Annotated in this window: 18 protein-coding genes; all 18 read right to left on the bottom strand. The window is 64.2% G+C overall.

Annotation, left to right across the window (positions count from 1 at the left end; translation table 11 throughout):
• Positions 1–1,131, bottom strand: coding sequence for a baseplate assembly protein (locus ACYVG8_RS06500; RefSeq protein WP_460745225.1), 1,131 nt, complete (start codon positions 1,129–1,131; stop codon positions 1–3).
• Entirely contained in the window at positions 1,082–1,456 is a 375-nt protein-coding gene (locus ACYVG8_RS06495) for a GPW/gp25 family protein (RefSeq protein WP_028500633.1), read from the bottom strand. The genes ACYVG8_RS06500 and ACYVG8_RS06495 overlap by 50 nt, the downstream gene beginning before the upstream one ends.
• Positions 1,453–2,535 carry a phage late control D family protein gene (locus ACYVG8_RS06490; protein ID WP_460745224.1) on the bottom strand — a complete coding sequence of 361 codons (1,083 nt, stop codon included), beginning with the start codon at positions 2,533–2,535 and terminating at the stop codon, positions 1,453–1,455. Before ACYVG8_RS06490 ends, ACYVG8_RS06495 begins: the two co-directional genes overlap by 4 nt.
• Complete coding sequence (locus tag ACYVG8_RS06485; RefSeq protein ID WP_460745223.1) at positions 2,523–2,741, bottom strand: tail protein X; 219 nt, start codon at positions 2,739–2,741, stop codon at positions 2,523–2,525. Before ACYVG8_RS06485 ends, ACYVG8_RS06490 begins: the two co-directional genes overlap by 13 nt.
• Before the next feature lies 1 nt (position 2,742).
• On the bottom strand, positions 2,743–3,279 hold the full coding sequence (locus ACYVG8_RS06480) for a phage tail protein (RefSeq protein WP_460745222.1): 537 nt from the start codon (positions 3,277–3,279) through the stop codon (positions 2,743–2,745).
• Positions 3,280–3,290: 11 nt separating this feature from the next.
• The gene (locus ACYVG8_RS06475; RefSeq protein ID WP_460745221.1) at positions 3,291–5,498 is read right to left on the bottom strand and encodes a phage tail tape measure protein; all 2,208 of its coding nucleotides are present in this window, start codon (positions 5,496–5,498) and stop codon (positions 3,291–3,293) included.
• Between the two features lie 51 nt (positions 5,499–5,549).
• On the bottom strand, positions 5,550–6,533 hold the full coding sequence (locus ACYVG8_RS06470; RefSeq protein ID WP_460745220.1) for a hypothetical protein: 984 nt from the start codon (positions 6,531–6,533) through the stop codon (positions 5,550–5,552).
• A gap of 183 nt (positions 6,534–6,716) precedes the next feature.
• Positions 6,717–7,004 (bottom strand): hypothetical protein, encoded by a 288-nt coding sequence (locus tag ACYVG8_RS06465; RefSeq protein WP_460745219.1) that lies wholly within the window; start codon positions 7,002–7,004, stop codon positions 6,717–6,719.
• A gap of 3 nt (positions 7,005–7,007) precedes the next feature.
• Entirely contained in the window at positions 7,008–7,526 is a 519-nt protein-coding gene (locus ACYVG8_RS06460; RefSeq protein WP_460745218.1) for a phage major tail tube protein, read from the bottom strand.
• Positions 7,523–8,962 carry a phage tail sheath subtilisin-like domain-containing protein gene (locus ACYVG8_RS06455; protein ID WP_460745217.1) on the bottom strand — a complete coding sequence of 480 codons (1,440 nt, stop codon included), beginning with the start codon at positions 8,960–8,962 and terminating at the stop codon, positions 7,523–7,525. The genes ACYVG8_RS06460 and ACYVG8_RS06455 overlap by 4 nt, the downstream gene beginning before the upstream one ends.
• The gene (locus ACYVG8_RS06450) at positions 8,952–9,125 is read right to left on the bottom strand and encodes a hypothetical protein (RefSeq protein ID WP_156952614.1); all 174 of its coding nucleotides are present in this window, start codon (positions 9,123–9,125) and stop codon (positions 8,952–8,954) included. The genes ACYVG8_RS06455 and ACYVG8_RS06450 overlap by 11 nt, the downstream gene beginning before the upstream one ends.
• Entirely contained in the window at positions 9,122–9,613 is a 492-nt protein-coding gene (locus tag ACYVG8_RS06445) for a Gp37 family protein (protein WP_084300415.1), read from the bottom strand. Before ACYVG8_RS06445 ends, ACYVG8_RS06450 begins: the two co-directional genes overlap by 4 nt.
• On the bottom strand, positions 9,549–9,992 hold the full coding sequence (locus ACYVG8_RS06440; protein ID WP_028500642.1) for a hypothetical protein: 444 nt from the start codon (positions 9,990–9,992) through the stop codon (positions 9,549–9,551). Before ACYVG8_RS06440 ends, ACYVG8_RS06445 begins: the two co-directional genes overlap by 65 nt.
• Entirely contained in the window at positions 9,989–10,198 is a 210-nt protein-coding gene (locus tag ACYVG8_RS06435; protein WP_028500643.1) for a hypothetical protein, read from the bottom strand. The genes ACYVG8_RS06440 and ACYVG8_RS06435 overlap by 4 nt, the downstream gene beginning before the upstream one ends.
• A 10-nt stretch (positions 10,199–10,208) precedes the next feature.
• On the bottom strand, positions 10,209–11,228 hold the full coding sequence (locus tag ACYVG8_RS06430) for a major capsid protein (RefSeq protein WP_028500644.1): 1,020 nt from the start codon (positions 11,226–11,228) through the stop codon (positions 10,209–10,211).
• A gap of 12 nt (positions 11,229–11,240) precedes the next feature.
• Complete coding sequence (locus ACYVG8_RS06425) at positions 11,241–11,600, bottom strand: head decoration protein (RefSeq protein WP_028500645.1); 360 nt, start codon at positions 11,598–11,600, stop codon at positions 11,241–11,243.
• 8 nt (positions 11,601–11,608) lie between these two features.
• Positions 11,609–12,859: a S49 family peptidase gene (locus tag ACYVG8_RS06420; RefSeq protein WP_051529098.1), complete on the bottom strand. Its 1,251-nt coding sequence runs from the start codon at positions 12,857–12,859 to the stop codon at positions 11,609–11,611.
• Positions 12,841–13,032 (bottom strand): hypothetical protein, encoded by a 192-nt coding sequence (locus ACYVG8_RS06415; RefSeq protein ID WP_460745216.1) that lies wholly within the window; start codon positions 13,030–13,032, stop codon positions 12,841–12,843. Before ACYVG8_RS06415 ends, ACYVG8_RS06420 begins: the two co-directional genes overlap by 19 nt.
• Between the last annotated feature and the right edge of the window lie 46 nt (positions 13,033–13,078).

Here is a 13,078-nt window from a genome sequence, read left to right as displayed (position 1 = left end):
TCAGCCCGCCTGCCGCAAGTCGATGCCTGTGCACTGTCGCCAATGCCAGGACTCGCAGGTGCTGAATGACGCCGGCTCGTCCAGCTCAACACGGTGAACCAGCGGCTGCAGCACACCGATGAACTGGCTGGGCACGATGTCCCCTCCCATCTCGCCGGCCATGCGGTCAACCAGGTCCCGGACTGCCGACTCTGCCTGTGCGAGCACGGTGGCCGGATCCGCCCCGGGCCGCAGGGTCAGCCGTCCGCGTACAGCATAGGGTCGGGCAACCGGTGGCACGGTGCGTACCGTATCGCTCAGTACGCGAACCTCGTCAGCGCTGACGCCGCGCTGCACTGCAGCCAGCACGGTCGGACCCGCAGGACCATCAGACGTTAACGGGTACAAGGTCACAATACCGGGATCGTGCGATACCACCGCGACCGAGATCACGTCCGGATGCTGGTTCATGGCCATGATCCGGTAGGCCGGGGCCGGACCGCCGACACTGTAGCTATCGAACGCCAGCAACAGCCGCTGCTGGAGTCGCGCATCGGTCTCGGCGTCGGCGCCACCCTCTGTGGCGCTGGTGTTTGTGACTGTCAGGCCGGCCGGTGCATCCGGCAGGATGCTGACCAACTGACTGATCTGGCCAGGCACATACCCGTTACCGGCCGTCCCGGCGTCCTGCGCCGAGGCCGGCACGCTGACGGTCAGGCGACCGGCCGGCAGCACGGCCGCTGTGCGTGTAACGACTGACACGGCACCGTCCCCGGTGGCGACGACAGTGCCGGCAGGAATCCGGACGGCGGCCGAATGCACGGCTGGCAAGCAGAATTCGAGCGTGCAGCCGGCCGCATAGGCCGGCATCCGTTGCATGCCGCGATCCGTCGCCAATTCATCAAGGATTTTGTCTCGGCTGAATCGCACCAGGTTCAAACTGGCGGCATCCTGTACGGCCGAGCGCAGCAAGGATTCCCGGTACGCCATGAAGTCGATCAGCAGCCGTTCCGGCTGTGCCGGGTACAGCGTCTTGCCTGACCGCGATTCGATATCAGCCACCATTTCGGCCACGATGGTGTCGGGACTCCGTTCGATAAAATCAGGTGGCGCGTCCATGGTGGACCTCCGTTGTACGGTTTTCGCGGCCATCGACCGGCCGCCAGTTCACCCGGATGCGCCAATGGCTGCCGTCGTCGCCCGGCGCCAGCGTGATGCCGATGATTTCAATACGCGGTTCCCACATCAGCAGCGCGGCCCGGACGTCGCCGACCACATGGGGCAGGGCGGTCTCGATAGGGGCGTCGATCCACTGCCAGGCATTGCAGCCGAACAGCGGCTCCAGCGGCACATCGCCCGGACGGGTGCCGAGCAGGATGCGGATGCACTGGTCAATGTCGTCCAAGTCCTCGACGACCGCACCCTGTTCGCCCAGCGCCAGTGACCAGTCGGCGGACTGGATGTTTGCAAGAATCATGTGAGTTTCCGTTTCTTCGCCGCCGCACTGGATTCGGCATGGGTACGCAGCCGCTGGCCGGTCACCGAGACGTCCCAGCCGCTGCTGCGGGTGATGTTGTGGCGGGCTTCCGACAGCAGGTAGTCGCCGTCGAGTTTGCCGAGGCAGGAGATGTTCAGCGTGTTGCCGGACAGCAGGCGCGGGTCGCCGACCAGCGTGAACTCGCCTTCGACCGCTTTCAGGTTCTTGTCGCGCAGGGCGGCTTTTGCCATAGCGACAGCCTGCTGCTTGCTCTCGGCCCGGGTGTTCAGCTTCAGGGTGTCGGCCTTGTCCTCGATGACCTTGTCACCGCGCTTGCGCTTGGTGGTTTTGGCCTGCTCAGTGTGTTCGACCAGCTTGCGGGTTTTCGGATCAAGGTAGGTGACCGACACGCTCTTGTAGGTGGCGTTGGTCTTGTCGCGGATACGGTAACTTTTCAGTTGCTGGCGCTGGCTGATGGTCAGTACCGCGTCGCGGTCGTCGACCGCCGACAGCGGCGCGACGAACAGTTGCTCGCCGCGTACCGACACCATGTGGCCGTACTGCTCGGCGATCCGCTTCAGGAAGCCGAGGTCGGTTTCCTGATTCTGGGTCAGCCGTTCCAGCTGCACCGGTTCCGGGTCGCCGACCAGGCTCAGGCCATTGCGCTGTGCAACCTGGCGCGCGACGCTGGCCAGGGTCTGGCCGTTGTAGGCCCGGGTCTGCCGGGTCCGTACTGCGCGGGTGATGCCGGACGCGATGGCCTTGATCGACACTTCATCCGGCGGGCCGCTGAGTTCGCACTCGTCGACCTCGAAGGTGCCGCACGGCAGCATGGCTTCGCCGGCGTAGCCGAAGCTGGCGACGATCAGGTCGCCTTTCTCCGGGTACCAGCCATGGGTCCAGCGGCCGTGGCTGTTCTCCAGCACGATTTCCAGTTCGTCAGCTTCGCCGCTGCGCTTGTCCTGGTAGACCAGGCGGATGAAGTCTCGGCTGATGTCGGCGGTGATGTCGCGGCCTTCGTAGCGAATGAAAAAGACCAGGCGTCGCGGCCCGGTCTTGTGGGTGGTCACCGTTTCCATGGCGGCAGTTCTTCCTTGCTCAGCATTGGCTCGTCGTCCTCCAGCACCGGAATCCGCACCGTCAGACCGGCGCCCAGTGTCGGCAGCAGGCGCAACTGCGGATTGGCATCGATGATCGGGTTTATCAGCGCCGCGTCGCCGTAGTAGTGCCAGGCCAGCAGGTCCCAGCGGTCACCGTCACGGGTCAGGTGTTCCAGATAGTCCATGTCAGTTCCGGGTGATTTTGGTGAATTCGACCCCGTCCTTGTTCTTAATGGTGGTCGTGCCGGGGCGGGTGACCTTGGTGCCAGTTACCTTCTTGCTCCGGCCCTTCTTGCGGGCCGGTGCTTTCTGTTTCTTGCGCGCCCTGGCCGCTTCGACCGGCACCTGCGGCTCGACGTATTCGATCAGGCTGACCGAGGCGGACACCGAGGTTAGTTCGCCGAAGCGGGTGGCGGTCTGCCCGGTCACGCGCAGTTTCTCGATCACGAACTGGCCTTCGACCACGCCGTTGCCCCAGATCAGCGGCATGGCTTCGGCCGCCAGTCGTGCGTCATCGAGCCGTTTCAGTTCGGTGGCCGGGTCGCAGTAGTAGTCGTGAAACGCCAGTTCTATGCTGATCTCATCCAGCTCGTCGCCGGTGCGCTGCAGGATCGGCTTGCCGTCCAGCACTTCATGCCGGGCGAACTTGGTCGCCTTGTTGACCTCGATGCCGTCGAAGTAGGTGATCAGCTTGAACTGGATCGTGCCCAGCAGTGCAAACATGGGGGACATCCTTAATAGGCGGTACGCGCCTTGTTCTCTACCGCCTGGTTGACCAGGCGCAGGAGCTCGTCGCGGTGTGCGTTGAGCATGGCCTTGAACTTCTCGGCCGTGCCCGGGATCGGGTCGCCCTGGATGATTAGTGACGGGTTGTAGGTCAGGCTGACCTGTGGCACGACGGTCTTGCCAACCGGTGGCGTGGCGCCAGCCTGCTGCCGGGCGGCCGGGTTCAGCGGCACCGGAGCCGGTACTGGTCCGGCTGGCGCCCCCAGCCCGGCGGCACGTGGCGCCGTCACCGGGGGCGTGCCGGTTCTGGCGAGGGGTGTGGGTTCGCCGGCCGCCAGTTTGCCGCCGGCGTAGGCGCCGAGCTTCTGGCCGGCAAAGGTGCCAATGGCGCCGCCGATCAGCCCGCCGAGCGCAATGCCGATCGGGCCACCCAGCGCACCGATCAGGGCGCCAGCCTTGGCACCGGCCAGTCCGCCGGCGAGGCTCCCCGCCGCGCCGCCATAGCCGGCGCCCTTGTCCTTGCTGGTCTTGGCGTTCTGGTAGGTGTCGTATGCCTGATACATCGAGGCGCCGACGGCCAGCAGCCCGCCAGCGTTACGTCCGAGGAAGCGGCCTGCAGTCTTGATCCCGCCGCCAAGCCGCGACATCCGGCTACGGCCAGTGGCGGCAGGCTTCCGCTTGCCGCCTCCGCCGTCAGGTCCACCGGCATCGAAGCCGCTGCCAGGCCAGTTTGTGACCCAGACGCGCTGAACCGCCATGCCGGCCGCCGCTTCAGCGGCCTTGCCGGCCGCACCGCCTTTCTTGCCGAACAGTCCGCCGAGTTTTGCCAGCGGGCCGAGCACAAAGCCCAGGCCCTTGAGGGCCGTACTTGCAACCATGGCGGTTGCACCAAGGACCAGTAATCCGCCGCCAATACCTGCCACGCCGACACTCAGTGCCTTTGTCAGGTTTGGGTACTCTTTCATTACTCCGGACAAGGCGGTGTTGGCTGAGTCAAATATGTCGACCAGGCTATTCAGTGCCGGTGAAAGCGATTCACCAAGCGTAACCAAATTGGATGAGAAGCCCCCCATGGCAGCTTCCCATTTGTTGCCCAGCGTTCCCTGTATCACCTTGATACGATCGGCCAGCTTTGCTTGCTCGGCCATCCGCTCGGCATACTCGTTGTAACCGTCCACGCCTTTTTGGCGAAGGATATTGAGCAGTTGTTTGTTCTCGGTGTCGTCGCCGAAAAGCTCTTTGGTGACTGCCGTCAGTTGCGTGTCGTTCAGCTTGTTGAGTTTTTCGATCTGGGAGATGAAGTTGCCGATGCCGAGGAAATTGCCATCCTTCCCGACAAAATCAAGGCGTTGCCCGCTGGCGGCCATCAGGCGGTTAGCCTTCTCCATCTTTTTGCCGTCCAGTGTAGCGGAGAGCAGCTTGTTGAACGTTCCGCCGGCCGACCCGGCTTCCATGCTGCCGTTGGCTGCCATGGCCGCAATCGGCGCCATTTCTGTCATTGCGCCGATACCGGATTTCTTGGTCAGGCTGAGTGACGCCGAAGCCTTGCTGAAGAAGCCGAGACTGTAATCGGCATTGGCGCCCACCCCCTGCAAGCGGGCGGCGTAATCCATCACCGACTCCATCTCGCTTTCCTTCGCCTGCAGGGCATCGGAAAGCTGGGCAGTCAGCTTGGCTGCACCGTCAGCCGTCACCTTGTCCCCCATGATGACCTTGAATTTTGCCGATGCCTCACCCAGTCCGCCAAGGATGGCGGTTGTCTTGATGCCTTCTTCCTGCATGGTTTGCAGCATCTTGATGTACTCGGTGTCGGAGCCCGGCAGCGATGCGCCGAGCTTTTTGCCAAGACCGATCATTTTGTTGAATTGCGGGTCGGCGACCCCGCCAGCCTTCAGCATGGTGGCGTTCAGACGTGCTGCGGCATCTTCCGCCGCAACAAATGCCTCGATTGGCTTCTGCATCATGCCTGTCAGCAGAGCGCCATCTCCCATGGCCCGGGTGCCCATTTTTTCGAGGCGGGAAGACAGGGCGCCAACGCGCGCGTCCAGCCTGTTGATGGCCCCCATCGATTTGTTGGCCGCGCCGCCAAACACACCAGACATCTGGTCGAACGCTTTCAATACGATGCCGAACTGGATCATGTTCATGGCGTACTCCCAAAAAAACCGCCAGATGGCGGCGTGCAGATATGCCAAGGCCCGATGGTTGTTCGCCATCGGGCCTTGGGCTTGAGGGTTCGTGTAGTGGCTAGTGCAGATCCTGCTCGCTTACGGTATCAGCGAGGCAGGCGCACTCTGGTGTGCAACGGTGACGCGGATCTGTCCGTCCCTGATCCTGGCGTGGTAGTACACCCGCTTGGTGCCGAAGTCTTCCGTGCGGGCGAAGTCCTTGCGGCCTTTTCCATCGGTCTTAGTTTCAGCCAGACGTTCCTGCATCCATGCGGCCGGGGTCAGTTTGGCCTGCATTTCCGGGCATGCCACGTTCAGCACGGCGAGCAGCCGGGCCATGTTCTTGAGCAATGTTGCTTCATCGCCACCGGCCGGAATGAGTACCGACACCAGGGCAAGGTTGTCGCTGTCACCAACCAGTTCGATCTGGCCCTGATGTTGCAGCTTGATCATCAGGGTGGGCGTGCCGTCCTTCATGGCACCGTGCTGGTAGTTTTCAGCGTAACCATCGATTGCGGCCTTGACCATTGCCGTCGAGATGCCAAGCGTGGGGATAGCGGTCGGCCCGGTGGGCTTGTCGATATCAGCCACGGCGTTTGCCGGGCGTTGCAGAGTCCACATCACCATGGCGCCATCGGTGTTGGGAATGATTTCCACACCGTTGATCTCGCGGCGTTTGGCCGCAATCCCGCCATCGCCTTTCCCCGCTTCGATCAGCGCATCGGTTTCCCGGCCATCGCTGCCCGTCAGTACAGCGAGGGTCTGCTTTGCCATGGCTTTGACGGCGGCATTGTCCTGCTCGAACCCGGCATCCCTGAACTGATTGAAGCCGATGACCACCTGCTCGACACGTTTATCGCCATCCAGCTCAATCTGGAAACCGGGCTTGCCGTCCGGCTGGTACAGGTAGCGGACTTCCTTGCGCCCCTTGGCATCAACATCCTGCTGCACTTCGCGCGAGGCAGTGCCGGGGGCCGCGACGATGGCATCATGCTGCCAGTTCGGCCGTGTAAAGGTCTGTGCTTTTTCGCCGGAGCACCCCAACAGGACAAGCGACAGGAATGCCGCAGCAAGCCACTTCATGACAATTTCCTGAAAATGGAGAACGGTAACCTTACACCGGTGGCCGGTTCAAGTGGTTGTGATACTCGACAGCCTGCCCGCACCAGAAAACCAGCTCGGCAGCAGGAAGGGCATCCACCTCCGCCGCTGTCCAGCCTGTCGTCGCAATCAGGTGCATGATGGAGAGGAGGGCTGGATGCGCCTCTACTGCAAATTTCCCTGCACTTCCTCCATCAGTTTCACGACATCGGCACCCGGCATGGCGTCGAGGTCTTCCGCAACGATGGCCTGGCCATTGATGGTGGCCACCTGTGCGATCAGAGCAAACATGTAGTCGTGGCTGGCTTCTGCCGCCATGCGGCGGGCCTGACGGATATGGCGGCCCAGTGCCGGCACGACCACGGCCAGGCGGCCGTCTCTGAGCAGGATGCCCGGCTGTTCGGATTTAGTCCCGGTTGTCTGTTCGGTCGTTTCGTTCGTACGGGTGCTCATGATTTAAATCCCCAGAATGCTGCGCAGGTTGGCCAGCAGATCTTGGCCACCAATGACCATGATCTGGTTAATGACGTCGATATTCACCAGCTCTTTTTTGCCGACGATTTGCTTGATCGCATGGACGGCAAATTTGTTCGGAACCTCGATTGATTCGCCGCTCTTGTGCTCGCCCAGACCGAATGATTTCGGTACGACGGTGACGTGGGTGACGACGGCCTCTTCGCTGCTGATGGCGCCGCTGGCGTCAAAGGTGCGCTTGACCGAGCGGATCATCAGGGCGGTGGCGGCACGCGGATTGAACACGGAGCCGGCTAGGCCGCTGTCGTAGCTGCGCCAGCTGATTTCCATTTCCATTTTGTCCACGCCGCCACCCGGCAGTTCGATGACGCCGATGCCGCCGGTCGGCTTGCGCTCGGTGGTGCGGAACTGGATTTCGGGCAACTTGACTGTTTCGGCGGCGCCGAAGTAGCTGGTGCCGTTGACGTAGACCACGCCTTCCCGGATTTCTTCGAGGATCATTGGCTGCCTTTCAGGCTGACCAGGTATTCGCTGGTTAGTTCGCTTTCAAACGTGCCGCGCTCGAATGGCGGCGGCGGGGTGAATTTGTAGCTGAAGACGGCGTGACCGTTGGCCAGTTCGGTTTCCGTCTGCCGGGCCGGGTCGAACCAGCACACGCCGCCGAGAACGGCCTCGTCGCCCTTGAGCTTGCTCATGAACTTGTTAGTTGACTCGGTGATGATGTCGATCAGCGCCTGGTTGAAGGGCCTGTCTGCGTACTGCAGTGCGTTGTAGCGCAGCGATTCGTCGATGACATCTTGGGTACGGGTGACCGGAATGAAGGTGGTCAGCCCGGTCTCGCTCGGCCAGTTTGCGCAACGGTTGCCCCAAACGCGGAAGCCGCTGCCGAACGAGTTGAACACAGTCACGATGCCGGCCTCGTTCAGCAGATTGACGTCGCTCTGGGCATCGTCAATACGCGCCGATAACTCGAATTCGAGACCGACGATGCCCTTGATTTCGGTATTGGATGGGCTCCACCAGTAGCCCTTTTCGAAGTCGCGGGCAGCCATGACGCCGGCCAGCCGTGCCGAAAGCGGCTGCAGGCGGTTGCTGTCGGTCGATCGGTCGTAGACCTTGACGTGCGGGTAGCAGAGGATGGCCGCCCGGCTCGACGTGTTGAACGGCGAGTTGGCGACCGTCGGGCCGCGCATGGCAATAGCGACGGTGCGGCTGGTGCCGATCGGCGCATCGATCAGCGTCTTGGCACCGAGCCTGGCACCCCAGGCGGTCAGTTCGCCGGACACCGAGGCCAGGCTCGCGTAGCCGGGGGCGATCAGGATCTTCGGGAAGAAGCCGAATTTCTGGAAGGTGTCGTCGAGCAGCTTCATGCCGCTGCGCTTGCCTGTCATCGCATCAATGGCGCCAATCAGGTCACCCGGTGTAACCAGGGAGGGGTCCGCATGACTGTAGTCGAGCCTGACCGTCGTGGCACCGGCCGGGATACGTCCACCGGGCAGCCGGTCGATGGTGCCGCTGACCGCATCTACGCTGTAGTCGGCGCCGGCTGTGTAGGGGGCCGAGCCGTCCGCCGGATGCACGACCAGGTCGGCGATGGCCGGATGCGCCGTTTTCAGCCGGCCGGTCGCCGCGTTGAACTGGGCGGACTCGTTGGTGACCAGCGATTTGTGGATAGACGGATCCAGCACGTTGATGACGATGACGGTGCCGGCACCCTGGGCATAGATGGCGTCCAGGGCGTCGGGCACGCTGAATCCGCTCAACAGCGGACCGAATGCCGCAGCATCCCCGTCATTCAGGCACAGGGTCGGTTCGTTGACGGGGCCGGTTGGTGCGCAGCCGATCAGGCCGATGACCGCACTTTTGACCACCTGGACGGCGCGCGGGCTTTTGTCGATGCGAATGGTTTCCACACCGTGCAGATAATTAGCCGGCATCGGGAATGCTCTCCGTGACAGGTTGCAGATGGCCGAGTTTCACCAGACGACGAACAGCATCGCTGTCTGCGGGCAGGTCGTATTCCCCGCCGTTGACCAGGACGACTTCGCCCCGTTCGGGTACGTCCAGCCCCGAAACCGGGCCGGTATAGCGGTATTTCATGGAGACTCCTTGAAATTGGGTGGCTGCACCTGGCCTTCCCATTCGAGCCGGACCAGACGCGGCCCGGCTTCGGGGTCTTCCAGATGCAGAACGGGTACAGGGCAGGACAGCGTCAGGAACGAGACCCAGACGCCATCGAGCGGCTCGGGCACGCTTTCCTCTTCGAGCTGCAGCCGTCCGGCTGCGCCGGCCGGCAGGAATCCGGTCAGCAGGTAGCGCGCCGAGTCGATCAACCCGTGCAGGCCGCCATCCTGACGACGGTGGCGGTGACGCAGCAGCAGTTGCCAGATCTGGCGCCGGGACTCGATGCTGCCGGTTGTGCTCGGCTGCGGCCGTCCGTTCAGGCCCGCGTAGTAGACGCAGATCTGGCCGGTTGCGAACGGCCTTGCGATTCCCTCGACGGTGTCCGGGAGCGGGATGACTTCAACCGCGTCCGGCAAGGAGTCGCGCAACCGCCGGATCAGGCTGTCCTCGATCTTGTTGAGCATGAGCAGAGTCCAGAATGTCGGAGAGCCGGACCTCGATCAGCTTGCCGTCGCCGACATGACGCACGCTGCGCACGTGGAAACGGCCGGTTTCCCGGCCGTCTTCGGCGATGGTCAGGACCTCGGCCCGGCCCGAATCGACCGCAGTCTTGAGCCCCGTAAAGGCGCGGGCCTCGGCGGTCAGTACGAAGTCGGTGATGTCGAAGCGGGTGTTGAGACCATCGCCCGGGGCGTCGATGCCGATACCCCGGGTCGGTGATTCGAACAGGACCGGCTGGCTGTCAACCGGCTCGCCGCCCAGGGACGGAGCCCAGCTCGCCGTGGCGCCGAAGGTGTCGGCCAGTTCATTGAAGGCGGCGGCCTGCTCATCCGCCCAGGTCATGCCGGGACCTCGGGGTTGTTAGGATCCGTGCCGGGATCATCGGCCGGCGCCGGCTTCCCGGAGAACTTGCCCGCCTTGCCGACTTTCTCGGCCAGGCCGAGCTCGTCGACCAGCCGGCGTGCTTCGTCGTCACTGACCTCAATCAGCTCGCCGGCGACGGCGACGCCATTTTTGTGCTCGTAGCGGCACAGCAGCGTGATTTTCATGGCGGGCTCCTTACAGCACGGTGGCCGACAGCGAGGCGTTGATGCGGTACGGCACCACCAGCGGCGCGGACTGGGTCAGCAGCCAGCGCACCGACGGGTCTTTTTCGACCCAGCTCTTCGGGAAGTAGGGCAGCGGCTGGAAGCCGGCTTCTTCGTCACGGATGACGCCGAAGGCGCGGTAGCCTTGCAGGCCGTCGGCCGACGACAGCAGCACGCTGCCGATCGGCAGCATCGGTTTTTCCTGGTTGTCGACCGGGTCGACGTACCAGTCGGCGTAGGTGTAGATGTCGAAGCCGTCGATGCTGCCCATGAACTTGCCGCCGTCGCCGGCCGCGGCCGGGGTCAGTCCGCTGATGTTGCCGTTCAGGCTGTTCCAGCGTTCCTTGACCGCCGGGTTGTCGCGGAAGCGCTTCCACGCGTTCGGGTCCATGACGACTTCGCTCGGGTAGACGCCCGATTTCTGCGCCACCAGCAGCGCCCAGTCCTGCAGGTCGTCGAGCGGATTGACGCCGTTGTCGGACCACTTGCTGCCCGTGCCCTTGACCACGCGCAGCGCCGGGTCGCGCTGGAAGTCGATCAGCTTGGCCGGGTATTTCTCGCCGACGATGGTGTACTTGCCGTCGATCATCGCGCGGGCGGCCATCCATTCCTGGCGGCGGTCGATCTGCATGACGTGGTCGGACAGCGTGCGGGCCAGATTGGCCTGAACACGTTGTTCCGGGCTCATCACGCCGCCGATCTGCTCGCCGATGGCGCGGCGCATCGCGTCATTGGCGTTGAAAGGGGTCTTCGTTTTTACGTAGGCCGGCTTCAGGGAAACGACCGTGCTGCCTTCGCTGGCGATGACCTTGCCGGCGCTCAGCGGCGAGACGAACGGCGCAATCGTGCGCCGGCCGTGTTCGACCTCGAAGTGAATTTCTTCGGTGGTTTCGCGCTGTTCCAGTTTGAAGAAGCTGTTCAGCAGGAACAGCTTCGGACGCTTGAGGTTGGCGACGACTTGCGCCAGTACGGCAGTGGTAAAGATATCCATGAGGGGCTCCGGTCAGTCGAGGTAAATGCCTTTGGCGCGCAGCGGCTCGAATACGCTGGCGAGGCTGTGGCCGGTGCCGAGTGTCAGTGCCTGGCTGTTGAACGGGCCAGTGAAGTAGGCCAGCGCGTCGGTGTCGCCGGCGCTGGCATCCACGTCGTGGGCGAGGATCAGGTCGGGTTTTTCCGAGCCGTCGCTGGCGGCGGCCAGTGACAGCAGAACTTTCTTGCTGGCGGTGATGGTGCCGAGCACTGCGCCGGCGGACAGGGCCTGACCGGCGAGGACGACGACCGGTTTCAGGTGGGCGCTGGCGGCGTCGCCCGACAGCAGGGCGACGGGCTGGTAACTGCCTTCGGTTTTCAGTTGGGCGTGCATGGTGGTCCTTAAGCGAGGGCGGCGATGGCGGCACCGAGGCTGGCGGCGGTTTGAGCCGGGTCCTGTTCGGCCTGGCCGCCGGCGCCGACCTGCGGGTTGCCGAGCGCCTGCATGGCGCTGACGAACGGATTGGCCGGGGCCGGCGCGGCGGCGCTGGCCTGCGGCGTGACGTCGAGCAGGCCGGCCGCAGCGGCCGCGTCCATGTCGGTGGTCAGTGCGAGCTTGCGCGCCAGTGCTTCGCGGCCCTGGGCCTGCGGCAGGTCGAGGATGGCGGCGATGCGGGTGCGTTCGGCCGCTTTGGCGTCGGCGGCGATGCTGGCGTTGAGTGCTGCGTTGTCGGGTTGTTGTGCCTGGGGATCCATCTGGGTGCCTTTCATGAAAACAGAGGTGTGCGGACTGGCCGCGTCGGAGAGCATCGACACCACGTCGTCCAGCGACGCGATACCGTCTGCAAAGCGGCCGGCCACCGCGTCATCCGCGTTGAGCAGGCCGGCCTGGGTGTCGATGACCGCCTGGCGGTCGAGCTGTCGCCCGATCGCCACGTGGTCAACGAACATGCCGTAGATCCGGTCGATTTCGTGCTGCATGCCGGCGCGGGTCGCATCGTCCAGGGGGGCGTGGGGCGAACCGGCGGCCTTGCGTTCGCCGGCGAAGATCGGGGTGTAGACGTAGCCTTGCGTGGCGTCGCGCTGGCTCTGGTCGACGTGCATGGCGATGACGCCGACGCTGCCGACCATGCCGGTGCGCGGCAGGTAGATCCGCTCGGTCGCGCAGGGAATTGCGTAGCCGGCGCTGAAGGCGCCTTCGTTCGCGTAGCTCCAGACCGGTTTGCGCTGTCCCATGGCCTTGAGCCGGTCGGTCAGGGCGAACAGGCCGGCGACTTCGCCGCCCGGGCTGTCGATTTCGAGTAGCACGGCGTTGACCTCGGGATCGTTCATCGCCTGGTCGACCAGACTCGCGGTGCGGTCGTAGCTGCTCATGCCGCACAGCGCATCGAGCCAGCCGCCGCGCTGCACGAGCGGGCCGAACACCGGGATCAGGGCGACGCCCTTGCCGACGACTGCGTATGGCCTGCGCGCAGGCTGCTCGCCGGTACCCGACCGGCCGCCACTGCTTGCCTCGGACCGCCAGGCGAGCCCGCCGGCCAGGGCCGCAGCCATTGCCTGATGCAGGGCCTCGGCCTTGTCGGGCAGCAGCATCAGCGGGGCGTTGTACAGCCGGCCGAGCAGGCGCGCGTATTTCAGGTCGTGGGGCTGCATTTCAGCATCCCCCGTTCGATCTGGCGTCGGCGGCGGGCGACTTCGCGCGGCCCGCCGCCGACGGGGCGGCCGGTGCTGCACAGCGTGATGACGGGCGCCGTGGCCGGTCGGTGCAGGCGGAACCGCTCGGCCAGACGGTGGAACAGCGAGCGCAGGCGGGTGAGGATGCGCATGGCGATCTCCCATAAAAAAGCCGCCCGGGGCAGGCGGCTTGCAGTG

This window comes from Microvirgula curvata (assembly GCF_054781615.1).
Note: the sequence above shows the minus strand (reverse complement) of the source record. Positions and strands in the feature narration are given on the sequence as shown.

Bases quoted from the DNA above. Each gene is read 5' to 3' on its own strand.
- ACYVG8_RS06500 (WP_460745225.1), bottom strand. From the start codon at position 1,131: ATGGCCGCGAAAACCGTACAACGGAGGTCCACCATGGACGCGCCACCT.
- ACYVG8_RS06495 (WP_028500633.1), bottom strand. From the start codon at position 1,456: ATGATTCTTGCAAACATCCAGTCCGCCGACTGGTCACTGGCGCTGGGC.
- ACYVG8_RS06490 (WP_460745224.1), bottom strand. From the start codon at position 2,535: ATGGAAACGGTGACCACCCACAAGACCGGGCCGCGACGCCTGGTCTTT.
- ACYVG8_RS06485 (WP_460745223.1), bottom strand. From the start codon at position 2,741: ATGGACTATCTGGAACACCTGACCCGTGACGGTGACCGCTGGGACCTG.
- ACYVG8_RS06480 (WP_460745222.1), bottom strand. From the start codon at position 3,279: ATGTTTGCACTGCTGGGCACGATCCAGTTCAAGCTGATCACCTACTTC.
- ACYVG8_RS06475 (WP_460745221.1), bottom strand. From the start codon at position 5,498: ATGGCGAACAACCATCGGGCCTTGGCATATCTGCACGCCGCCATCTGG.
- ACYVG8_RS06470 (WP_460745220.1), bottom strand. From the start codon at position 6,533: ATGAAGTGGCTTGCTGCGGCATTCCTGTCGCTTGTCCTGTTGGGGTGC.
- ACYVG8_RS06465 (WP_460745219.1), bottom strand. From the start codon at position 7,004: ATGAGCACCCGTACGAACGAAACGACCGAACAGACAACCGGGACTAAA.
- ACYVG8_RS06460 (WP_460745218.1), bottom strand. From the start codon at position 7,526: ATGATCCTCGAAGAAATCCGGGAAGGCGTGGTCTACGTCAACGGCACC.
- ACYVG8_RS06455 (WP_460745217.1), bottom strand. From the start codon at position 8,962: ATGCCGGCTAATTATCTGCACGGTGTGGAAACCATTCGCATCGACAAA.
- ACYVG8_RS06450 (WP_156952614.1), bottom strand. From the start codon at position 9,125: ATGAAATACCGCTATACCGGCCCGGTTTCGGGGCTGGACGTACCCGAA.
- ACYVG8_RS06445 (WP_084300415.1), bottom strand. From the start codon at position 9,613: ATGCTCAACAAGATCGAGGACAGCCTGATCCGGCGGTTGCGCGACTCC.
- ACYVG8_RS06440 (WP_028500642.1), bottom strand. From the start codon at position 9,992: ATGACCTGGGCGGATGAGCAGGCCGCCGCCTTCAATGAACTGGCCGAC.
- ACYVG8_RS06435 (WP_028500643.1), bottom strand. From the start codon at position 10,198: ATGAAAATCACGCTGCTGTGCCGCTACGAGCACAAAAATGGCGTCGCC.
- ACYVG8_RS06430 (WP_028500644.1), bottom strand. From the start codon at position 11,228: ATGGATATCTTTACCACTGCCGTACTGGCGCAAGTCGTCGCCAACCTC.
- ACYVG8_RS06425 (WP_028500645.1), bottom strand. From the start codon at position 11,600: ATGCACGCCCAACTGAAAACCGAAGGCAGTTACCAGCCCGTCGCCCTG.
- ACYVG8_RS06420 (WP_051529098.1), bottom strand. From the start codon at position 12,859: ATGCAGCCCCACGACCTGAAATACGCGCGCCTGCTCGGCCGGCTGTAC.
- ACYVG8_RS06415 (WP_460745216.1), bottom strand. From the start codon at position 13,032: ATGCGCATCCTCACCCGCCTGCGCTCGCTGTTCCACCGTCTGGCCGAG.